The organism is Parasphingorhabdus sp. (assembly GCF_048269915.1).
GTDB lineage: Bacteria > Pseudomonadota > Alphaproteobacteria > Sphingomonadales > Sphingomonadaceae > Parasphingorhabdus.
The window spans coordinates 15,997-36,152 of sequence record NZ_JBLWTY010000007.1; the positions used below are offsets into that span (position 1 = coordinate 15,997).

At 54.5% G+C, this 20,156-nt stretch carries 18 protein-coding genes; 13 read left to right on the top strand and 5 right to left on the bottom strand.

The genetic code is table 11. The features are described 5' to 3' along the window. Positions 1 to 126 precede the first annotated feature (126 nt). Together ACN0WX_RS13535 and ACN0WX_RS13540 are read left to right on the top strand one after the other, a co-directional pair. Positions 127 to 402: a NepR family anti-sigma factor gene (locus ACN0WX_RS13535; RefSeq protein ID WP_417622874.1), complete on the top strand. Its 276-nt coding sequence runs from the start codon at positions 127 to 129 to the stop codon at positions 400 to 402. After that, positions 395 to 985, top strand: a complete 591-nt coding sequence (locus tag ACN0WX_RS13540) for a sigma-70 family RNA polymerase sigma factor (RefSeq protein WP_417622875.1) — start codon at positions 395 to 397, stop codon at positions 983 to 985. The genes ACN0WX_RS13535 and ACN0WX_RS13540 overlap by 8 nt, the downstream gene beginning before the upstream one ends. A gap of 155 nt (positions 986 to 1,140) precedes the next feature. Here ACN0WX_RS13540 and ACN0WX_RS13545 read toward each other — a convergent pair whose 3' ends face one another. Continuing rightward, complete coding sequence (locus tag ACN0WX_RS13545) at positions 1,141 to 1,917, bottom strand: response regulator (RefSeq protein WP_417622876.1); 777 nt, start codon at positions 1,915 to 1,917, stop codon at positions 1,141 to 1,143. 176 nt (positions 1,918 to 2,093) lie between these two features. On the opposite strand from ACN0WX_RS13545, the gene ACN0WX_RS13550 reads away from it, so the two are divergent. Then, positions 2,094 to 2,384, top strand: coding sequence for a DUF883 family protein (locus ACN0WX_RS13550; RefSeq protein ID WP_417622877.1), 291 nt, complete (start codon positions 2,094 to 2,096; stop codon positions 2,382 to 2,384). A 78-nt stretch (positions 2,385 to 2,462) separates the two neighbouring features. On the opposite strand, the gene ACN0WX_RS13555 is transcribed toward ACN0WX_RS13550, so the two are convergent. Next, positions 2,463 to 2,948: a pyridoxamine 5'-phosphate oxidase family protein gene (locus ACN0WX_RS13555; protein ID WP_417622878.1), complete on the bottom strand. Its 486-nt coding sequence runs from the start codon at positions 2,946 to 2,948 to the stop codon at positions 2,463 to 2,465. Between the two features lie 168 nt (positions 2,949 to 3,116). Here ACN0WX_RS13555 and ACN0WX_RS13560 point away from each other — a divergent pair, with 168 nt between their 5' ends. From ACN0WX_RS13560 to ACN0WX_RS13580, 5 genes are all read left to right on the top strand, one after another. Then, on the top strand, positions 3,117 to 4,604 hold the full coding sequence (locus tag ACN0WX_RS13560) for a sensor histidine kinase (protein WP_417622879.1): 1,488 nt from the start codon (positions 3,117 to 3,119) through the stop codon (positions 4,602 to 4,604). A gap of 17 nt (positions 4,605 to 4,621) precedes the next feature. Beyond that, on the top strand, positions 4,622 to 5,341 hold the full coding sequence (locus ACN0WX_RS13565; RefSeq protein WP_417622880.1) for a Crp/Fnr family transcriptional regulator: 720 nt from the start codon (positions 4,622 to 4,624) through the stop codon (positions 5,339 to 5,341). A gap of 70 nt (positions 5,342 to 5,411) precedes the next feature. Next, positions 5,412 to 5,639: a hypothetical protein gene (locus ACN0WX_RS13570; protein WP_417622881.1), complete on the top strand. Its 228-nt coding sequence runs from the start codon at positions 5,412 to 5,414 to the stop codon at positions 5,637 to 5,639. Positions 5,640 to 6,112: 473 nt separating this feature from the next. After that, positions 6,113 to 6,562, top strand: a complete 450-nt coding sequence (locus ACN0WX_RS13575) for a hemerythrin domain-containing protein (protein ID WP_417622882.1) — start codon at positions 6,113 to 6,115, stop codon at positions 6,560 to 6,562. A gap of 20 nt (positions 6,563 to 6,582) precedes the next feature. Then, positions 6,583 to 7,143: a DUF421 domain-containing protein gene (locus ACN0WX_RS13580; RefSeq protein ID WP_417622883.1), complete on the top strand. Its 561-nt coding sequence runs from the start codon at positions 6,583 to 6,585 to the stop codon at positions 7,141 to 7,143. Between the two features lie 20 nt (positions 7,144 to 7,163). Here ACN0WX_RS13580 and ACN0WX_RS13585 read toward each other — a convergent pair whose 3' ends face one another. The 3 genes from ACN0WX_RS13585 to ACN0WX_RS13595 form a co-directional block, all read right to left on the bottom strand. Beyond that, positions 7,164 to 7,925, bottom strand: coding sequence for an NRDE family protein (locus ACN0WX_RS13585; RefSeq protein WP_417622884.1), 762 nt, complete (start codon positions 7,923 to 7,925; stop codon positions 7,164 to 7,166). Positions 7,926 to 8,181: 256 nt separating this feature from the next. After that, positions 8,182 to 9,981: a CHASE2 domain-containing protein gene (locus ACN0WX_RS13590; RefSeq protein WP_417622885.1), complete on the bottom strand. Its 1,800-nt coding sequence runs from the start codon at positions 9,979 to 9,981 to the stop codon at positions 8,182 to 8,184. Continuing rightward, on the bottom strand, positions 9,982 to 13,533 hold the full coding sequence (locus ACN0WX_RS13595; protein ID WP_417622886.1) for a FecR domain-containing protein: 3,552 nt from the start codon (positions 13,531 to 13,533) through the stop codon (positions 9,982 to 9,984). 302 nt (positions 13,534 to 13,835) lie between these two features. Here ACN0WX_RS13595 and ACN0WX_RS13600 point away from each other — a divergent pair, with 302 nt between their 5' ends. The 5 genes from ACN0WX_RS13600 to ACN0WX_RS13620 all read left to right on the top strand — a co-directional run bounded on the left by ACN0WX_RS13600 (position 13,836) and on the right by ACN0WX_RS13620 (position 20,113). Next, complete coding sequence (locus ACN0WX_RS13600) at positions 13,836 to 14,414, top strand: ANTAR domain-containing response regulator (RefSeq protein WP_417622887.1); 579 nt, start codon at positions 13,836 to 13,838, stop codon at positions 14,412 to 14,414. After that, a complete protein-coding gene (locus ACN0WX_RS13605) occupies positions 14,414 to 15,628 on the top strand; it encodes an ABC transporter substrate-binding protein (RefSeq protein ID WP_417622888.1) in 1,215 nt (404 codons plus the stop codon). The genes ACN0WX_RS13600 and ACN0WX_RS13605 overlap by 1 nt, the downstream gene beginning before the upstream one ends. Positions 15,629 to 15,878: 250 nt before the next feature. Then, the gene (locus ACN0WX_RS13610) at positions 15,879 to 17,288 is read left to right on the top strand and encodes a CmpA/NrtA family ABC transporter substrate-binding protein (protein WP_417622889.1); all 1,410 of its coding nucleotides are present in this window, start codon (positions 15,879 to 15,881) and stop codon (positions 17,286 to 17,288) included. A 27-nt stretch (positions 17,289 to 17,315) separates the two neighbouring features. Next, a complete protein-coding gene (locus ACN0WX_RS13615) occupies positions 17,316 to 18,377 on the top strand; it encodes an ABC transporter permease (RefSeq protein WP_417622890.1) in 1,062 nt (353 codons plus the stop codon). Positions 18,378 to 18,388: 11 nt separating this feature from the next. Further along, the gene (locus ACN0WX_RS13620) at positions 18,389 to 20,113 is read left to right on the top strand and encodes an ABC transporter ATP-binding protein (RefSeq protein WP_417622891.1); all 1,725 of its coding nucleotides are present in this window, start codon (positions 18,389 to 18,391) and stop codon (positions 20,111 to 20,113) included. The last annotated feature ends 43 nt before the right edge of the window (positions 20,114 to 20,156 follow it).

Here is a 20,156-nt window from a genome sequence, read left to right on the forward strand (position 1 = left end):
TCAATCAAAACGAGCAGATGTGCATATTGTTCCCGGCAATTGGACATTTTTGTCAAAAATTTATATGCAACCTTTGCCAGCCTCGGGTGTTCATTCTTCGAGCAAACGAAAACGAGGCATGGTTTTGTGAACCAGAACAAAAATCAGACTGATTCATCGGAGACCGATGATGAGGCAAAGCGGTCAAGGGACATGCCGGTGAAAAGCAAGGAAGACATGCAACAGAGATTAGGCCTTGGCCTCAAGAACATGTATTTAAGCGTTCTGGACGAACCTCTTCCGGACGACATGCTGGCGCTTTTGGACCAGATGGATGCGGAAGACGATGACGATAAAGACGCGGCCTCCAAAGATCCTGCCTCCAACGACGCGGTCCCCCGTCGGCCGGAATCCAATGAGTAAGAATCAGGCTTTACAGCCCGCCCAATTCAAGCAGCAGCTGGCGGAGGCTATACCGCATTTGCGCGCCTTTGGACGGAGCCTTTGTGGCGACCGCGATATGGCGGATGATCTTGTTCAGGATACTTTGCTAAAAGCTTGGGCAGCCAGGGACCGGTTTATCGCCGGGACTTCAATGCGCGCTTGGACGTTTGTCATTTTGCGGAATACTTTTTTTTCCAGCATGCGCAGGAAAAAGTTCAGTGGTGATTATGATGAGCTGGTAGCGGAACGGATATTGTCGGCACCGGCGTCACAGCAAGATCCTCTGCATCTCGCGGATTTACAACGCGGTCTTATGGAATTGTCGGATGACCAAAGGGAAGCCATTATTCTGGTGGGTGCCGGCGGCTATTCCTATGAAGAAGCGGCCGAAATCGCCAATTGTGCGATTGGTACGATGAAGAGCCGGGTGTCGCGCGCACGCAAAACACTTGAAACTATTTTGGAAGAGGGGCGCTTCACCGCTGCATCTCACGGCCATGATAATTTGACCGAGACGGCGCTTGAAAACATTATCGGCGCGGTTGAGAAAATTGCGCCTTAGCCCCGTATTGACGGCTATCGAAAATATTAAAAGAACAGCATCATCGCCGGCCCGCTCGCGACAAGCGGCTGCGACAATGCTGTTCTCTATCGGCTCACTTCTGGCGATCCGGCGTGGCGTACACGCCGCTTGCAGCGAGCGGGGCGCCGTAATTTTCAGACATTGCGGGCAGCGGTTGAAAAGAACAGGGCCTGGCTGATCGCAGCACGAATGGCATTGGGCTGGAATGGCTTGGTAATGAGGAATGTCGGTTCTGGACGTTCTCCCGTGAGCAAGCGTTCAGGAAAAGCGGTAATGAAAATGACTGGAACGGATATTTCGTCCAATATATCCTTCACCGCGTCTATTCCCGAACTTCCATCGGCCAGTTGGATGTCGGCGAGCACGAGGCTCGGTTTTGTTTTTGCAACAGCATCCAGCGCGCCTTGATGGGTCGCCGCGGTGCCGCATACGTGATGCCCTAAACCTGCAACAATCTGCTGCAATTCCATTGAAATCAAAACTTCGTCCTCGATTATCAGCACTTCGGATTTGATTTCCCTGTCGATTTCCGAGATTGCGTCTTCCAGCAGGGCATTTATGGAATTTTCGCCTACATCCGCGATTTTTGCGACGTCACTGATAGAAAATCCTTCCAATGCCGTCAGCAGCAGCACCTGCCTGCTGATCGGTGGGATGGCGTTCAAATGATTCTGCGCGGTGTTATTGGCGTCCTCATTCAGGCTCACGTTCGCGCTTTCCCATATTCGCGAAAAAATCCGGTATAGTTGAACTCGTACATCGTTGTCGCCGGACATGCATTTCGGATCAGCGATAATCGCCTCAAGCGTCGCCTTTACAAAGGCATCACCGCTGTGCTGGCTGCCGGTTAAGGCCCGTGCATAGCGTCGTAGATAAGGCAAATGCGGCTTCAGATTTTCAGCTAGTGACATATAAATGTATCTCCATGATGGCCTCCTAACGCATTATATCGAAAAGGGTTCCACAAAATATCCTGCGTCTCGACCTGTTGAACCGAACGTGATGAATCCGCGATTTCGGTTCGGGTCGGAACTAATCAACCTGTCGGTTGTTGACTTCTTAGTAGACAAAAAATGGAGCAAATAAAATGACAGGCAATTATACTGAAGAAATGGATGCGGTTAGGTCGGACTTGCAAACGTTGAAAAACGATCTGGCAAAGCTGACCAAATCCGTCAAGGCTGACGCGCAGGCGAGTGCATCGGAACTCAGTGCCAATGCAAAAACCAAGTTTAAATCTGCGCGCGAAAATGCGGTGGATGCCGGAACAAAAGGCCGCAAAAAGGCGCAGACGACAATCAGGAAAAATCCGATTGCCAGTATTGCTGCAACGGCTGGACTGGGGCTGATTATCGGAGCCTTATCAACACGGCGCTAGGCGGCCTCACATCAAAAGCAAAAAAGGCGCCGGAATCAAGGATTCCGGCGCCTTTTTTATGGGGTTTCCGTTCCGGATCTAGGACATCAAGAAGGTCTTGTTCTTGCCAGAATCAGGTTGCTCTCCGGTAACCGTGGCCTTCGCGATTTCCCATGCCTGCACCAGCGATGATGATGCGGACGACCAATATTCGGCGATCTGCGGCCGGAAGCAGATAGCAGCGACTTTGGGATCATCCTTTTCGCATTGTAGCCAGGCTTTGGCCCACGGACCCCACAAATCGTCGATCTTTTCCAAATCGCGGCTTAGAATGGATGTGCCGCTCAGGGAAATATATGTTTCTTTTTCCGGGGAGGCGTAAGAAAGATTGCTCGTCATATCTTCCGCAATTTCGTGAATTTTTTCGGATTCCCGTTCCGCCAGAAACCATATTTCGCCACTGTCACGATATAATTTCCCAGTCATCGGACGACTGCGCAGCTCACCGGCATTTTCCGTCACCAGCATCGCAGTGCCGACGTCTTCAATCATGTCATATAATTCTTCGCGATCATCGTTATTCATGTAAATGTCTCCTTAAATGTCCATCTCTGGAGGGGTTCTGTGCTAGCAACGCGCCGATTGCGGGGTTGGTTCCGACGCCATGCAACAAGATGGCGATTGATACGTTTGTAATTTGATCTCTTGAGGGGTCGGGGAAAAAAAGGATCAGACAGGAATGCAGGCCATCATATGACCGACGATTTACCACCGACAACCGAAACTGAACGGCTGGCGACATTGAGCAGCTATGATGTCATGAATAATGCGCCTGCGGCTGCCTTTGATCGGATCACGCAATTGGTGGCGGATATTTTCGCTGCACCCATGGCATCAATCTCGTTGATCGATGAAGACCGGGAATGGTTTAAATCCGCGGTTGGCATTTCCCAAACACAGACCGACCGGAGTGTTTCGTTGTGCGCAGACATGATCGAAAATTTCGAGCCGATTGTGTTTGACGACGTTTCGAACGAGGCGCGGTTTAATCAAAACCCTCTGGTCAATAGTGAGACGCCCATTCGCTTCTACGCCGGTGCGCCGTTGATCGCGCCCAATGGACTGGTCCTGGGGGCATTGTGGACAGCGGACACGGTGCCGCGCTTCCGTATTACAAAGAATCAGATTAACCAGCTGAAGAGCATGGCCGATATCGTGATGAGCGAAATGGAATTAAGCCGCGAGATCGGCTTGCGGGAACAGGCGCAAAAAAATGCCGCGATTACCAGATCTAATCTCGATCTTACCCTGGCGCTGAGCGATATTGGCAGTTTTCGGATCGATTTGGAAACAGGGTTGATCGAATGGGGTGGCGCCTACATGAAAATTTGGGGAGAGGATGCGGGTGAGGCTGCGGCGGATGTGGAATCTGCATTTGATCGGGTCCATCCGGAAGACCGTGATACCGTGCGGGAGGCAATGAGTGCGGCCGCAGCTCCGGGTGAAAAATACGAAGCGCGTTTTCGCATCGTCCGGCCTTCCGGGGAGATTCGGTGGATCGAGGGATATGGCGATTATATCGAATCCAACGGGCGACCGACACTAACCGGTATCAACAAAGACATTACCCATTCTGTGGATCAGCAGGAACAGCTCAAACTTCACACCCGCGAGCTTCATCATCGCCTGCGTAATCTTTTCGCGACGCTGCAATCAATCATGGCGCTGACAAAAAATTCAGCAACTTCAATCGATGACTATATCGAGCGGATCAATAGTCGGCTGAGCGCACTAAACCGGGCTCAGCAAATCCTTCTCGACACCAATTTTGTGACCGGATCCTTTGCTGCGCTGGTGAGGGATCTTTGCAAGACCTATCCAAGGGTGAGCTGGTCTGGTCCCGATATTATCCTTGCCGAAAATGCGATGGTGTCCATCTCGCTGGTTCTGAACGAGCTGGCCACCAATGCGGCGAAATATGGTGCGCTAACTGCGGATAAAGGTCTGGTAACGATCAAATGGACCATCCGTAGTGAAGATGGCCAGGATACCGTTCAATTGCGTTGGTCGGAACGCGGAGGGCCAAATGCAGAAGCTGCGCCGTCCAGTGCGGGCTTCGGATCTGCGCTTATTGATCATAGCATTAGCCGCAATTTGCGCGGCGAGATCACGAGAGACTGGACGGCAGACGGTCTCATATGCACACTGGAATTTCCTGCCCCTGAAGAAAGTGCTAACTAGTGGCGCAAAAGGCGTTGTTGCGACGGATATCTTTCTATGCCGATATTGATGATATCGATCGGGATGTCATCATGCGGCTTGAGGGACGCGAACAGCATTATGAGAAAAATTCGGAAGTCGTGGACGCCGGTCAGGAACTGGATCGCGTGCTGATCGTCAAGGAAGGATGGGCGATCCGGTACAAGACACTTGAGGATGGCAGGCGTCAGGTGCTGAACGTGCTCTTGCCAGGCGATATGTTTGATCTCCAGGTCTTGGTGGCGGCAGAAGCTGACCATTCGGTAAAAACCGTCACGAGCTTGACTGCGTTGTCGGTCAAGCCATCGGTTTTTCGCCGCTTGCTGACTGAATCCGGAAAATTGACGCTCGCATTCTGGTGGATGCAGGTTCAGGAAGAGGCTTTTCTGCGAGAGCAGATCGTCCGCAACGGGCAACAGACGGCTCGGGAAAGAATTGGTCATTTTCTGTTGGAGCTGTACCGACGCGTGCAAATTACGGGCGCTCACACAGATGACGGGTTTCGTGTGCCTTTGACGCAAACTGTCATCGCCGATGCGCTTGGGTTGACCCCGATTCATACAAACCGGGTGTTGCGGCAGCTGGAACGCGATGGCCTGATAGCGCGGGATAATGGATGGATTCTCTTCAAGGACGAAGCCCGGCTTGCCGAGATTAGTCAATTTGACCCGAGCTATTTCCATCTCGATGCGTTTCGGATGCGCCTTGGTCGAGAATAATTTTTTTTGAGATGGAACCCGATGTCGAACCGGTGCGTTACATGTAACGAACCAATCAAGGGAGTTCATAATGAAAAAATTTGCAATTGTTGCGGCAATGGCCGCTGGCTTGGCGCTCTCCGCCTGCGAAGCTAATGTTACGGAAGAAGGCGAATTGCCTTCGATGGACGTGGATGTGTCCGGCGATGCGGGCAAGTTGCCTGAGATCGACGTCGAAACAGCTGACGTGGAAGTGGGCACAGAAGAAGTGACGGTCGATGTTCCCGATGTCGACGTGAAAATGCCTTCTGAAAAATAGCTGTTGCGATTTCAGCAGATTACAATGGTCAGGGCTAAATAGTCCTGGCCATTTTTTATGCGCGAATGCCTTTTCGCGGGACGGCTTCCAGCACGTGATTTAAAGTGGGGCGATATTTTTGAAAAGTGGCTGGGAAATTAGTCCGTCAGTAAACGGGGGGATACGATTCGGCGAATTTCCCAGCCGGTTTTTGAGGAATGAGCGTAATGCCGGGTCATGGCGCGACGATCATTCACACCTGACAACCATTGACATGACCATTGGTTCCCGGCGGACGGATATTTTTATGATAGCCGGGCCTGCATTCGATCAGTGGGCCGTATTTCCACATGTTGGTGGATCGGTTTATGATGCGCAGATTCCATCCTTGAATCGTCAAACGGAATGACGGGATAAACTTGCGCAGGGATAAAGTATGCAACCAATATTCGCTTCGCGCGTCTTTTCAGCAGCATGTTATCGATGGAGAGATTATGACCGACATTTTTAGCCGTCTGAAACAGGATCATGACCGCCACCGCCAAATGCTCGAACGGGTCGCCGATACAAGCGGTGATAGCAAGGAGCGGCGCGAGGCTTTCGAACAGCTGCGGATCGATGTTTCCGCTCATGCCAATGCTGAAGAGCAGTCCTTATATGCCGAAATGCTGTCTCGCCCGGACCTGCAGGACAAGGGCCGCCATTCAGTTGCCGAGCATAAGGAGGCAGACGAATATTTCGAGGATCTCGTCAGCAAGGATTTCGATAATCCTGGATGGCTTACGCGGTTCAAGACTCTGAAAGAGCGGCTCGAACATCACATGGACGAAGAAGAGAACGAGATATTCGCCGCAGCCAAAAAAGATTTGAGCAAACAACGGGCACAAGAGCTCGCCGAAATTTTCAACGAGCGAAAGCCGGTGGAAAAAACGGAAGTTGCCTGATTGTCTGAAGCATAGGGGGTATGGCATATATGATCAGCGAATGGACAGGTACGGAATGGTCGGCGGTGATGTTAATCGCACTTTCTGCTTGCGCGATGTACGCGTCGGTGATTTTTCTCACCCGGCTGGCGGGCGTCCGCAGCTTTTCCAAAATGAGTGGCTTTGACTTTGCGGTAACGGTCGCAATCGGTTCGGTGCTGGCCTCGGTCATCGTTGCCAAAGATCCGCCCATTGCCCACGGAGTTATCGCTCTCGTAAGTCTATTTGGACTTCAGATTGGAATGGCAGTACTGAGAAGCCGCTTCCCCGGCCTGCAGGCACTTTCCGACAATCGGCCCCGGCTTGTGATGATCGGCAGCGAAGTCCAGCATGACCAGTTGAAAAAGGCCAAAATGACAGAGAGCGATCTCTGGGGAAAGCTGCGCGAGGCCAATGCCTTCCAATTTTCGCAGATATTGGCGGTGATTGCCGAGACGACTGGCGATGTCTCAGTCTTGCATACCAAGGACGGTTTGCGGGATATCCAGCCGGAACTTCTGCACGGCGTAATTGCTGGCGAACGTTATAGGCAGCAGGTATAACAACCCGTTATTTGAAAGCCTCAACTTGGCCAGGCAAATGACAAGCAGGCTTCGCCGATGACTCGGGAAGAGGGAGCGTAGCGACGTTCCAAGATTGATCCATTGCCATATTGGTCAATTGCGACAATCGTGCTGCAGCGCGTGCCGTAAACAGGGTGCTGGATGAATATTCCCGAATTTTCCGGCTCCAACCGGGTTGATGCTCCCGGCGCGGAATTGTCAGTAAGGGAAAATGGGGATTTGTCGGTTAGCGCATTGAGCAGGACAGCCGGATCCTCCGACTGGCTTTGGAGCCATTTTTCCAGGGCAATATTGAGGTGTTTTGCCTTCTGCCACGGTTTGTTCAGCGGACCGTTGGACAGCCCATGAATACCCGGTTCGAGCGGTCTGCTGATACGGTCTGGCCGATTGGAATGAATCCTGGCTTCGTTGTTCGCAATGGTGATCAGGTTGAACGGATTGAAGGCTGAGAAAGGCACTGTATCGAGATTGGAACATCGGCCTTCGCCAGACAGAAAATCTTTCAAGAGGTCACCGCGAGACGCGCGATCGCTATCCGCTGTTCCATAGCCACTCAGATTTGTGACTACTGCAAAGCGACCCTGCTCGGAGACCCCCAGCCAAGTCCCTCCTGCCTGGACATCCCGTCCGGCCAACAGGTGATCGGGATTTTGCCAGCGGGCGAGGGGGGTGGCAAGCCGACCGTGCATCTCGTCACGGTTTCCGATAGCGATGAGTTTCCAGTCTGGATGCGCTTGCCAGGCGAGTGAAATAATGCACATCCAGGTCTCATAGCAAGTGGAACATTCTTGGCGACCAGTTTCTGATTCGTCGCCATTTTAATGGTGACGGCTTGCTCAATCTCTCAACTTCAAAGCCTCCCCGCCGCTGAGCTGATATATAAAGCTGCTCCGGAACGGGCGTGTCCGGCTGCTCGAGAGCATAGCTCGCCTGCGACCCTGAAGCCTGGTCTGGATCGTCATTGGTTTGTCCAACGGGAACCGATAGGCCCGTTCAATCATGGATGTGGCATTTGGATCAGGACTGTGCGGCTAGCGTATAAGTGGGTTCTGTTGCGGATCGGCCTTTGACCTGAATGTCGGCCACCTTTCTGAACGTCAGGGATGATGCCGCGTTCACGGTTGCCTGGCCGACCAGTATGTCCACGCCTTGTTCTTTGCACTGACCTTCCAGACGCGACGCCAAGTTGACGGCATCGCCGAGCACCGAATAGTCAAACCTGCGATCTGAACCCATGTTACCGACCACGCAGGTGCCGGTGTTGACGCCGATGCCCATCCGGATGACCGGTATATTGGCACCATCCGGCAGCATCGCTTGAATATCGCGATTGATCTGATCCATTTCTTCGAGCATTTCCCGTGCCGCTTCGAGCGCGTGCAAGCCATGGTCGGGATCGTCCAGCGGTGCGTTCCAGAAGGCCATCACGCAATCGCCCATATATTTGTCTATCGTACCACCATGCCGGAGGATGATGTTGGACAGCGGCGTGAGGATCGCATTGATCATTCGTGTCAGTCCCTGGGGGTCGTGGCTCATTGCTTCGGAAATCGACGTAAAACCACGAATGTCGGAGAAAAGGATAGTCAGCTCGCGGCTTTCCCCGCCCAGATTGAGCAGGCTCGGATCATCGGCAATTTTTTGCACCATTTCCGGCGCCAGATACTGGCCAAATGCATTTTGTACCTCGCGTCGCCGTCTCTGTTCCTTGGCAAAATCGCGTGTGGCGATTGCAGCAACACCCAATATCAATGCGGCTGACGGCGCCACGGGGCTAATCCAGAAGCGGCCGAATCTCAGCATGAGCCAGCCGGTGGTGACTATTCCGAGCACGGTGGCTGACAGCAGCAGGGCCTTTTTCAGCGGGGCCCTCGGGCGGGAAACGACCAGCGCAAACGCTGCGGCAAGGACAATAAGCACAAGCGAGAGCCAGGGCGGCGATTGTCCAATCGACAGCCCAGTGCGCAGATTATCGAAAATTGTTGCCTGAACCTCAATCCCCGGGGTTAGCTGGCCTGAGCGCAATGTATAGGCTGTTTCAAAAGCATCGACCCCGCCAGCGCCAACTTCGGCATTGGCCTGCAATGCAAAGCCGACCATCACAATCTGATCCTTCAGGTAGCCGGGCGGCAGATAAGTCTCGGGGTTGAGCGCCTGATAATAAGAAATTGTGGGATAGCTGCCTGCTGGACCAAAATGCTGGATTCGTCGTAACAATTGTTTTTCCGTCACCACCTCGCCGGTAATTGTCTCGAGCAACGTCGCCATGAAGCCATCCCGATAGCGCGGCATATTGCGGAGAACACCGTCGCCATCCATCGACAGGCTTGCCACGCCCATCTGGGCACCGGCCTCAACCAGTGCGGGTAAGGGTTCGGTTCGTACAAGCGTGCTGCCATAAGGGCGCTCGATCAGACTTTCATCGGTCGCCAGGATGATATCCGGACCCATCGCATTTGCGAAGGCCTGATCCTGCTCCGGATCGGTCGGTTCGGCAAAGACGATGTCAAAGGCAATCGCTTTCGTCCCGGCGTCGCGCAACTGCCGGATCAGCTCTGCATGCTGCGAGCGGGGCCATGGCCATTGCATGCCAATCGCGTCCATGCTCGGTTCATCGATAGCGATCAGTGTGATTCCGGGTTGCTCGGGCAGCGCCGGATCAATCGTCGACAAATAGTCAAAACTGCGACCATCAAGATCGCGCACGATCGCCGTCAAACTCAACAACCCAATCACCAGTGCAGCCCCGATAGCCAGCATGCCGCCGGACAGCGCGCCGTGCGCCGAAGATAGTCCGGGGATCGAGCGGCGGACCACTCAGAAACGCACCTTTGCGCCCGCAACTACCGTCAATCTTGGCGCAGCGACGCTGGTCGCCGAATCATATCGTTTGTCGAACAGGTTGAGCAGTGCAAGATTGAACGCCAGACGCCGGTCCAGCGGTTCCCATTCAAGCCGCGCATCGACCAGTGTTATATCTTCGGTCGGCATGCGCAGGTCATCACTCTGGTCGCCAATATAGCTGCCCGATAAAGTTGCTTTCAGCCGGATTGGTGTCGGCAGGCTCCACACCAGAGAGGCGCGCGCAAAATGACCCGGGACGAAGGGCAGCTGGTCACCAACTTCATAGGTGCATGCGAAGGCGAATCCCAGATCGGCCGTGGCGCAGCCGAAGCTTGGACCGATCGCCTGATTGACATTGTCGCCCGAAACAAACCCGCCCTCGATGGTGCTGTCAGTATAGGCATAAGAGGCCCGCAGCCCAATATTGCTCCCCAGCAAAAAATTGGCCTGAGCGTTGATCCGTTTGACCGACACCGGTACGCCGGTAATGTTCACCGGCAAGTCGGGAATGGCATATTTAACCGCCTCCAATTGCTGGTCCTGATATTCGATTGTGGTGAACAGACGATCGGACCATTCGGCATCCCAGCGAATGATAATATTGTCGCTGCGGCTCTGACGGAAGCTGGGAACCGAGTTGGGTTGCAGTCCGACGACCGCGGCGGGACGGAAGCTGAAATCGAACAGGCCCCGGCTCTGACGGATGAAAGCGCCGCGCAGCCACTGACCCTCTATGGGTTCGTAAGATAGGCCGAAACGCCAGTTGAGCGGGTGGCGTGTTCCGATCTCGGTGGTGCTTGCGAGTATCTCGAGCTGGCCTTGCACGACCAAGGGTTCGACCGGCTGATAACGCAAATCCAGATAGGCACGCGCTTCTTTCGTTCGCTCTGAAAAACCGTTCATCATTGCGCCGGGCGCTGTCGTCCCGGTTGTGAAATCATAGTCCATATCGGTCTCGCGCAGGCGCACATCGCTCCACTCTGCTCCAATCCGCAGGTCAAGCTTGCCGATACCTTTGGCATAACTGGCGCTGAGATAGGTGAAAGTGCCACGGTTTTGCGATAATTGGTCAGCAAAAGGCGCGGTGGTGACGGTATCGATAGAGACGACGTTTCGTTGTGATTTACCGAATCCGGCCCCGACGGTTAGTTGATCACGATAACCAAATTCGTGGCCGTACAACCCGAACAGGAAGTTCCGTTTCTCTTCGCGGTCCTGTTCCAGCGCGAAACCGTTGATCTGGTTGCCGAGAATATTGGTTTCGGACAAGCTGCTGGTGTGGTTCAACTCGCCGTTGAGCACCAGACTGTCGGATGGTGTGAGTTCCACACCGAGATAGGATGCAAGTGACCATGTCTCACCCCCGCGCCGGCGGGAGAACGGGCTGATATCGGGGCGTCGGCGCTGGTCAGATATGTCGGTGTAATCGCCACGCAGCCAGATTGCGGTGGGCAGGGGCGCATCAAAGATCGCGTCCAGGCCACCATTTATTGTTTGCTGATCGCGCAGATTCTCATCCAGCAGGGCAACGCCCAGATGGGGCTCAAAGAAATTGCCATTGTCGAACCGCAAGCGCCGTCTGGAACTGGCGACGCTCAGCGGATCGAGTGCCACCCCTTGCAGAAAGCTTGAAAGCGCATCGAAATTTTCAGCCTGCTGGCCGTTATAACTGCCGTCGGGGTTGCGGATCAGGAAAGGACCGGGTGTCTGGTTGATAGCCTGATCGAAATAGCTGGACGGAGTGAAACTATCGAACACGCGATCGGCATAATAGCGGCCCCAGCCTTCCAGATCGAGAAAGCGAAAGGCTTGGGAAACAAGACTGCCGGTTTCGCGATTTTCGGACAGGTTGACATATTCGCCGCCGCGCGCGCGATACCGTTTCAGAGCTTCGCGAGCATTGTTGATTGCGTCATCGGCCGCAAAATCATGCAAGGCAACACCGGTACGCGCCAGCGGAATGGCTGGACTATAAGGATCAAGCCGGTCCGCAGTGTCGAGCTGCTGTTCGGCCAGACCGGGTTCGCCCAATTCATGCTGAACCTGCGCCAGACCAAGGAAACCCATGCCGTAATCCGGATTATGCGCCGATGCGGCCAGCGATGCAGCCAGTGCCAGATTCAGCCGGTCCTTGCGCTCCCAATATTGTGCTAGCGCATTGCCGGCCAAGGCGTTGCTGGGATCCATTTCCAAGGCTTTGTCGATTTCGACCTTGGCGGCCGATAATTTATTCTGCGCGAGCAATATTTCGGCCCGCATGCTGACCAGTTCTGCATCATAAGGCCGTGCCACCAACGCCCTTGTCACAAGCGCGCTGGCCTCTTTCATTCCGCCAATGGCCATCCAGTTTTTGGCCTGCGACTTCTGGGCGAGAAAATTATTGGAATCGGCGGCCAGAATCGGTTGCAAAAGATCGCGCGCTGCCTTGGGGCTTCCCCGATAATCGCGTAAGAGATTGGCTTCGCCTATGACCAGAGTTGCATCCGCAGGAAAGGCTGTGCGAGCGGCGTTAATCGTCGCCACGGCCGCGTCAGCTTCACCCAGCAATGCTTCGACATCCGCTTTGGCCTGATAAAGCGGCGCAGTGCCGGGGAAAGCCTTGATTCCCTCCTCCGCAATGCGTTTCGAATCTCGCAAATCCCCAGCGTAGGCGGCGATGAGGGTGCGTGCCAGATAGCTCTCGGCGGTCCCGTCCAGTTCGGGTGCTGATGGTTCTTCACCCTGTTGTACGGCCGCGACATAGCGGCCATAAGCGCCCGCTGCTTGAGCGGATGGATCGTCAGACCGGATCAGATCGTCAAACAGTTGAGACGCGGCTTTCCATTGTCCTTCTGCCATCAACTGGCGAGCCCGGACGAAATTGTCACTTTGATTGTCGAGCAAATCCAGTCCACTGGCCAGATTGATGAAATAGAGCATCTGTTCGCGGCCCGTCGGGTTTACCAACACCGTCCTTGTCGGTGCCTGGCCGCGCAAGACATTTGCCGCTTGCCCGGCCTCAATGGTGAGCGACCCCGCCTCGTTTGACAGTTCGACAGTGCCGGAAAAGACTTGCAACTGGCTGGAATCTGCATCGGCATTTATCGCCCATTCGGTACCCCGGATCGCCGCCGTCGCTGACGGGGTCTCGATCGAAAGATTGGTTCGCTTGCGAGGGCTTCGGCCCCATGCTTTCCCTCGTTGAAGCGACAGCGTGGATGGTCCGTTCTTGCTAACCAGCTTCACGACCATCAGCGAGTTTCTGCCCAGCCGAACCTGGGTGCCGTCGGCGAAAACAATCGCAAGAGTGCCCGCAGCATTGGTGCGCAAGACATCTCCCGCTTTAAGATCCTGCTGGACCAAAGCCCTCTGCCATGTCTTGCGCGGCACCAAAGTCGCTTGCTCGCCGCCTTTGGTCGCTGTAATTTTTCCGGATAGGGGAGCGCTGCGGTTTAGCTGCTGTGCCTGAGCTGCTGCCGGATAGGCGAGGGGCATCACCGCTGAGATCCAGAAAAATAATGGATTGTTCTTCAGTTTTATCGCCACTTGTCATCCTCCAAGATTCAGCGCCCGTCCTAGGTGTTTGCCGGTCCTGCCCCCATTGTGCAATGATCGATGTCCGCAAGGGCAAGATAAGCTCCGGGTAAAATAATGCGAAACCGGGTATCCTGGCATCGCGCGTCGTCCCATGCGCGAGCAACGCCGGGCAGGACTCGCGAGGCCGGCATCTGTTTTAGGCATTTCAAGCTTCCGTGCAGCCACCAAGGCACCAAGGGCAAAAATGTTCATGTTGCACGTGCGAACAAATTGGGGCTAAGTAGAAATTATATGCCTTCTCGGAGTTTCTTGTGCGCATAGCCGTTATTGATGAAAATGCTGTTCGCGCGGCGATAATCGAGCAAGGCCTTGCGGAGGTCGGTGAGCGCGATGTATTCATCATATCCGAGCGCGAAGGTATGGTTCAGGCGATTGCCAAAATTGAACCCGATGTCATTTTGGTCGATCTGGGTAACCCTTCGCGAGATATGCTTGAAGAATATTTTGCGGTTAGCCGGGCGATAGCGAAACCCATAGCCATGTTCGTCGATCAGTCGGACGAAGATTCAATCGCCGCAGCTGTCGATGCTGGTGTCTCAGCCTATATTGTTGACGGTATGTCGCAGCGGCGGCTCAAACCCATTCTTGATCTTGCTGTCAGGCGATTCAATGCGTTTTCGCATTTGCAAAGCGAATTGCAGCAGGCACGCGATGCGCTTGCCGACCGCTCGATCATCGACAAGGCCAAGCTGATTCTGGTCGAGAAGCGCGGGATGACTGAACCCGAAGCGCATAAATTGTTGCGCAGCCACGCGATGAACAACAACAAGCGGATCGCCGAAATTGCCGAGGCAATTGTGACGGCGGACCAGCTTCTGGGAGATTTTTAATGGCCAAAGAGCTTCTCTCCGTCGGCTTTCTTCCGCTCGTGGATGCCGCGCTTCCGATACTTGCCCAGGAACTCGGGATCGCCGAAGAGCACGGGCTGGATTTGCACTTCATCAAGGACCTGAGCTGGGCAGCGGTGAATGACCGGCTGCTCTACGGCCAGAGTGATGTGGCCCACATGCTCGCACCGCTGGCCATTGCCAATACATTGGGCCGTGGGCGACCGGCCAAGGCAATGGCTGTACCTTTTGTTCTCGGCTTGAACGGCAATGCCATTACCATGTCGAATGAACTGGCAGACAAGATTTCGCCGGATGGCGCGCTTGCCACGCCAGCGGAAGCCGGCGCGCGTCTCGTCGACGTGATCGCGTCTCTCGAGAAGACCGGTCGGCGTCTGAAATTTGGCGTTGTCCACCGCTATTCGAGCCATAATTACATGCTGCGCTACTGGCTTGCCGGATGTGGAATAGCACCGGACAAGGATGTTGAAATTCTGACCATTTCTCCTCCATTTGCGGCCGATGCGCTGGAGAGCGGAGCCATTGATGCAATCTGTGTCGGTGAACCTTGGAATAGCGTGGCGGTCGAGCGTGGCTGCGGCCGGATCGTGCTGGTCACGGCCCAGATTTGGAGGCGCGGCGTCGAAAAAGTTCTCGCCATGCTGGACGAGAATCTGGAAGAAAAACGCGATGTCGTGGAGAAGCTGATACGCGCGCTCCATGAAACCGCCTCGCGCTTTGTCGATCCGGAAAACTGGGACAGGCACAGCGAAGTTCTGGCGAGACCCCACTATCTCGATGGTTCGGTCGAGCTGATCCGCCGCGCCATATCCGACCGGATATTGCTGAGCAAGGGCAGCTCCCCGATCCATATTCCCGATTTCATGTTCCAGTATCGCGAAGCCGCAAACTTCCCCTGGAAAAGTCAGGCGAGCTGGCTCTATTCGCAGATGCTGCGCTGGGATGATATGACCTATAGTCGTGAGGACCAGCTCAGGGTGGAGGCCATATTCCGGTCCAATGTCTATCGCAGCGCGCTTGATGGAACCGATGCGCCGATGCCTTCTGCAAATTCGAAAATCGAGGGCGGTATCGAGGGGCCTCTCGCGGTTGGTTCGACTCAGGGACGGCTGCTCATGGGCTCCGATCCCTTTTTCGACGGGTGTATTTTTGACCCTGACAAATTGCCGGAATATCTGGAAAATTGGCTTATTTGATCGCAGCTTATGCTGCGCTGCAAAAAATAACTTGCGCGAAATCGGGAATCATGAATATATAAATGCGCAGGGCATAGCTGCCCGCAAATATTTATCGCTGCATCGTCCAATGGCGGGCCTGACCAGCGAAACGATCTTAAAATCGAACCGGTAATGATGCCGCCCAGCCTGATCTTCATGGTCAGTGGTTGAGGCGGTTTTTTTGCGTGTTTTTCCGGTTCACTGAATGTTGAAGAGAAGGAAAAAATCTATGTACAGCACCAGCCGCCGGAACCTGCTTCTCACCATTGCTGCTAGCGCTTTACTGACCGCATGCGGTTCGGGCGGAGAAACGGCCAAAACAGACGGTGTTCAGGCCGTATCGGTTGATGGCGCAATTGAGAAGCCGGTCCTCAAACTCGGTTTTATCAAACTGACCGACATGGCCCCGCTCGCCATTGCCAAGGAAAAAGGCTTTTTCCGGGAAGAGGGTCTGAACGTCACGCTCGAACCCCAGGCGAACTGGAAGGTCCTGCTCGACGGCGTGATCGGCGGCCAGCTGGATGGTGCGCACATGCTGGCCGGACAGCCGCTTGCCGCGACCATTGGTTATGGTACGAAAGCGGATCTGATCGCGCCCCTGTCGCTTGATCTCAATGGCAATGCCATCACCCTGTCCAACAAGGTCTGGGACATGATCGAACCCGGCCTGGAGAAAAACGCCGACGGCAAACCAAAGCATCCGATCAGCGCCGCGGCCCTGAAACCGGTCATTTCCCAGTATAACCAGCAAGGCAAGACGTTTAAGATGGGGATGGTTTTTCCAGTCTCCACCCATAATTACGAACTGCGCTACTGGTTGGCGGCAGGCGGCGTGAATCCCGGCTATTATACGCCCGGAGATGTTTCGGGAACGATTTCTGCGGAGGCCAGTCTTTCGGTAACGCCGCCACCACAAATGCCGGCCACGCTGGAAGCGGGCACGATTGATGGCTATTGTGTCGGCGAGCCCTGGAACCAGGCCGCGGTACAAAAGAAAATCGGCGTGCCGGTGATCACCGATGAAGAGATATGGACGAAAAATCCGGAAAAAGTCCTCGGCTTGCGCAAGGATTTTGCCGAGAAATATCCGGCGACAACCGCCGCGATGCTACGCGCCATCATCAAGGCGCAGCAATGGCTGGATGCCGACAATGGCGGCAACCGGGCGGAAGCGGTGAAGATATTGTCCCAGCCCAATTATGTAGGGGCGGATGAAGCGGTTATCGGCGCATCGATGACCGGGAAATTCACCTTCGAGGCGGGTGACACGAGAGACGCTCCCGATTTCAACATCTTCTTCCGCGACTATGCCGGCTATCCATTTTATTCGGATGCGATCTGGTATCTCACCCAGATGCGCCGCTGGGGACAGATTGCCGGGGATCAGAGCGACCAGTGGTATTTTGACACGGCCAAGGCCGTCTATCGCCCCGACCTTTATCTGGCCGCCGCCAAGAAGTTGGTCGATGACGGCGTCATTCCAGCCGCCAGTCTGCCCGAGACTGATGGTTTCAAGGCCGCTCAATCCGGTTTTATCGATGGCATCACATATGATGGCAAGGCACCCAATGCCTATCTCGCCAAATTCAATATCGGCCTGAAAAAGGGTCAGAAAGTAACCGCCTCGGGCGTGGAATGAAGCAATCGCACCAGAAGGATTAAAAAAATGGCCACCGTTGTTGAAAATTCCGGTCTTTTGAAAGGCGACAAGCCTGCTGTTTCCGATAGCGATATCGCTGCGTCCGGTCCGGATGCCGGCGAGCGGCAGGCGCCGGTCGCAGCGCAAAATCGGAAAGCATTTCCGGCCAATCCGAAACTGATGAAAATGGTCAAATCGCTGGCGTTGCCGCTGGTTGGTATATTGGCCTTCCTCAGTCTTTGGGCATTGCTTGCGCCGCAGGTCGACACGTCGCTGGGCAGTCTGCCCGGACCGGTCGAGGTCGGCGCCCAGGGCATCGCCCTATATGACGAGTGGTCGGCAACGCAGGATGATAAAGCCGCCTTTTATGAGGCCCAGGATGCCCGTAACGAAGCGGCTGTTGCTGCCGGCAATCCGGTGCAGAATTTTGAATATAGCGGATCGCCCACATTCCTGGATCAAATCTGGACGTCCCTGAAAACTGTGGCGCTTGGCTTCTTCATGGCCACCATCGTCGCAGTTCCCATCGGACTTGTCTGCGGCCTGTCGAAAAATTTCAATGCGGCGATCAATCCACTGGTCCAGATCATGAAGCCGGTCAGTCCGCTGGCCTGGCTGCCAATCGTGACGATGGTGATTTCAGCCACCATGACCAGCCCCGATCCTGCATTGCCGAAAAGCTTCGTAATCTCGGCGATTGTCGTGATGCTCTGTTCGCTGTGGACCACGTTGATCAACACGGCGGTCGGCACGGCGTCGATTGACAAGGACCTGCTCAACGTGGGCCGGGTCCTGCGGCTGGGCTGGTTCGCCAAACTGACGCGCCTCGTCCTGCCGTCCGCGCTGCCTTATATCTTTACCGGCATGCGCCTTTCCCTCGGCGTGGGCTGGATGGTGCTGATCGCGGCGGAAATGCTCGCGCAGAATCCGGGGCTCGGGAAATTTGTCTGGGACGAGTTCCAGAACGGCTCCAGCCAGTCGCTGGCGCGGATCATGTTCGCCGTGATCGTCATCGGCCTGATCGGTTTCATGCTCGACCGGATGATGATGCTGCTCGAAAATTTCGTCAGTCGAAACCGGACCGTGTGAAAGGACAAATGATGACCAATCCTGTTCTCTCCCTGAAAAAAATCAGCAAGCATTATATTGATGGCGGTGGCACGAGAAGCGATGTTCTCAAGAACATAAATCTGGACGTTGCGGATGGCGAGTTCATTGCCATTCTGGGCTTTTCAGGAGCCGGCAAAACGACGCTCATCAATGCAATTGCCGGTCTGATAGATCCGGATAGCGGGGAAATTCTCGTCAACGGCGCGCCATGCAACGGCCCCGGGAAAGACCGTGGTCTGGTTTTCCAGAGCTATTCGCTTTTTCCATGGTTGTCGGTTGAGGCCAATGTCGCCTTGGCGGTTGATGCCGTTCACAAAGACAAAAGCAAGGAAGTGCGCAAAGCGCTGGTTCATGAGAAAATCAAGCTCGTCGGGCTGGACCATGCCATGGATCGCAAGCCTGCTCAGCTTTCCGGTGGCATGCGACAACGCGTGTCGGTCGCCAGGGCACTGGCGATGGAGCCAGAAATCCTGCTGTTGGACGAGCCACTGTCTGCGCTTGATGCCCTGACCCGTGCCAAATTGCAGGATGAAATCGAACGTATCCGCAAGCAGGAAAAACGGACGATCCTGCTGGTTACGAATGATGTCGACGAAGCTCTGTTGCTAGCTGACCGCGTGGCCGTGCTCACGCCTGCGCCGTCCGCAACCATTGGCCAGATATTCGATGTTAATGTCAATCGACCCCGGGACCGGGAAGAGATGAACGATGATCCGGCCTATAAAAGTCTGCGCAATAAAATCGTCGGCTATCTTGATATACTGAATAACGATGATCGCGGCGAGCAGCAGTCGAATGTTGATTTGCCAAAAGTGACCCCGCTGGATCTGGCTTCCATCCGGAAAGACAAAAATAAAATCGAGTTGCCGCAGGCTTATGTCGATGCTGCAAAAAGCCCGATCACAACCCGTTATCTCGAATTTTTCAAACTCAAGAAAGTCTATCCTACACCAAAAGGCCCGCTGACAGTGGTAGAGGACGTCAACCTGCTGATGGACAAAGGCGAGTTTATCACGCTGATTGGTCACAGCGGATGCGGAAAATCGACCGTTCTCACTATGGCTGCGGGGCTCAACGAGATTACCGATGGCGGCATTATTCTTGATGGACGTGAGATTGATCTGGCAGGCCCCGACAAAGCCGTCGTATTTCAGGCTCCGTCCTTAATGCCATGGTTGACCGCACGTCAAAATGTCGCGCTGGGCGTGGAGCGGGTCTATCCCCATACCAAGCGCAGCGAACGCCGGGATATCGTCGACTATTATCTTGAGCGTGTGGGGCTTGGCGATGCGATGGACAAAATGGCCGCCGACATGTCGAACGGTATGCGCCAGCGTGTCGGCATTGCCCGCGCCTTTGCGCTCAGTCCGAAACTGCTGCTGCTCGATGAACCATTCGGCATGCTCGACAGCCTGACCCGATGGGATTTGCAGGATGTGCTGATCGAGGTGTGGAACCGCACCAAGGTCACCGCCATCATGGTCACGCATGATGTTGATGAAGCGATATTGCTTGCCGACAAGGTGGTGATGATGACCAATGGTCCGCAGGCCACGATCGGCAAAATACTGGATGTCGACCTGCCCCGGCCACGCGATCGCAAGGCGCTGCTCGAACATCCGAAATTCTACCAATATCGGCAGGAAGTGCTGCATTTCCTCGCTGAATATGAACATGGAAACCCCAATAAGAGCGGACAAAAGCAAGCCGCCTGACCGGAGATGATGCCTGAACTAACGAGATAGTTATTCCAGGGGA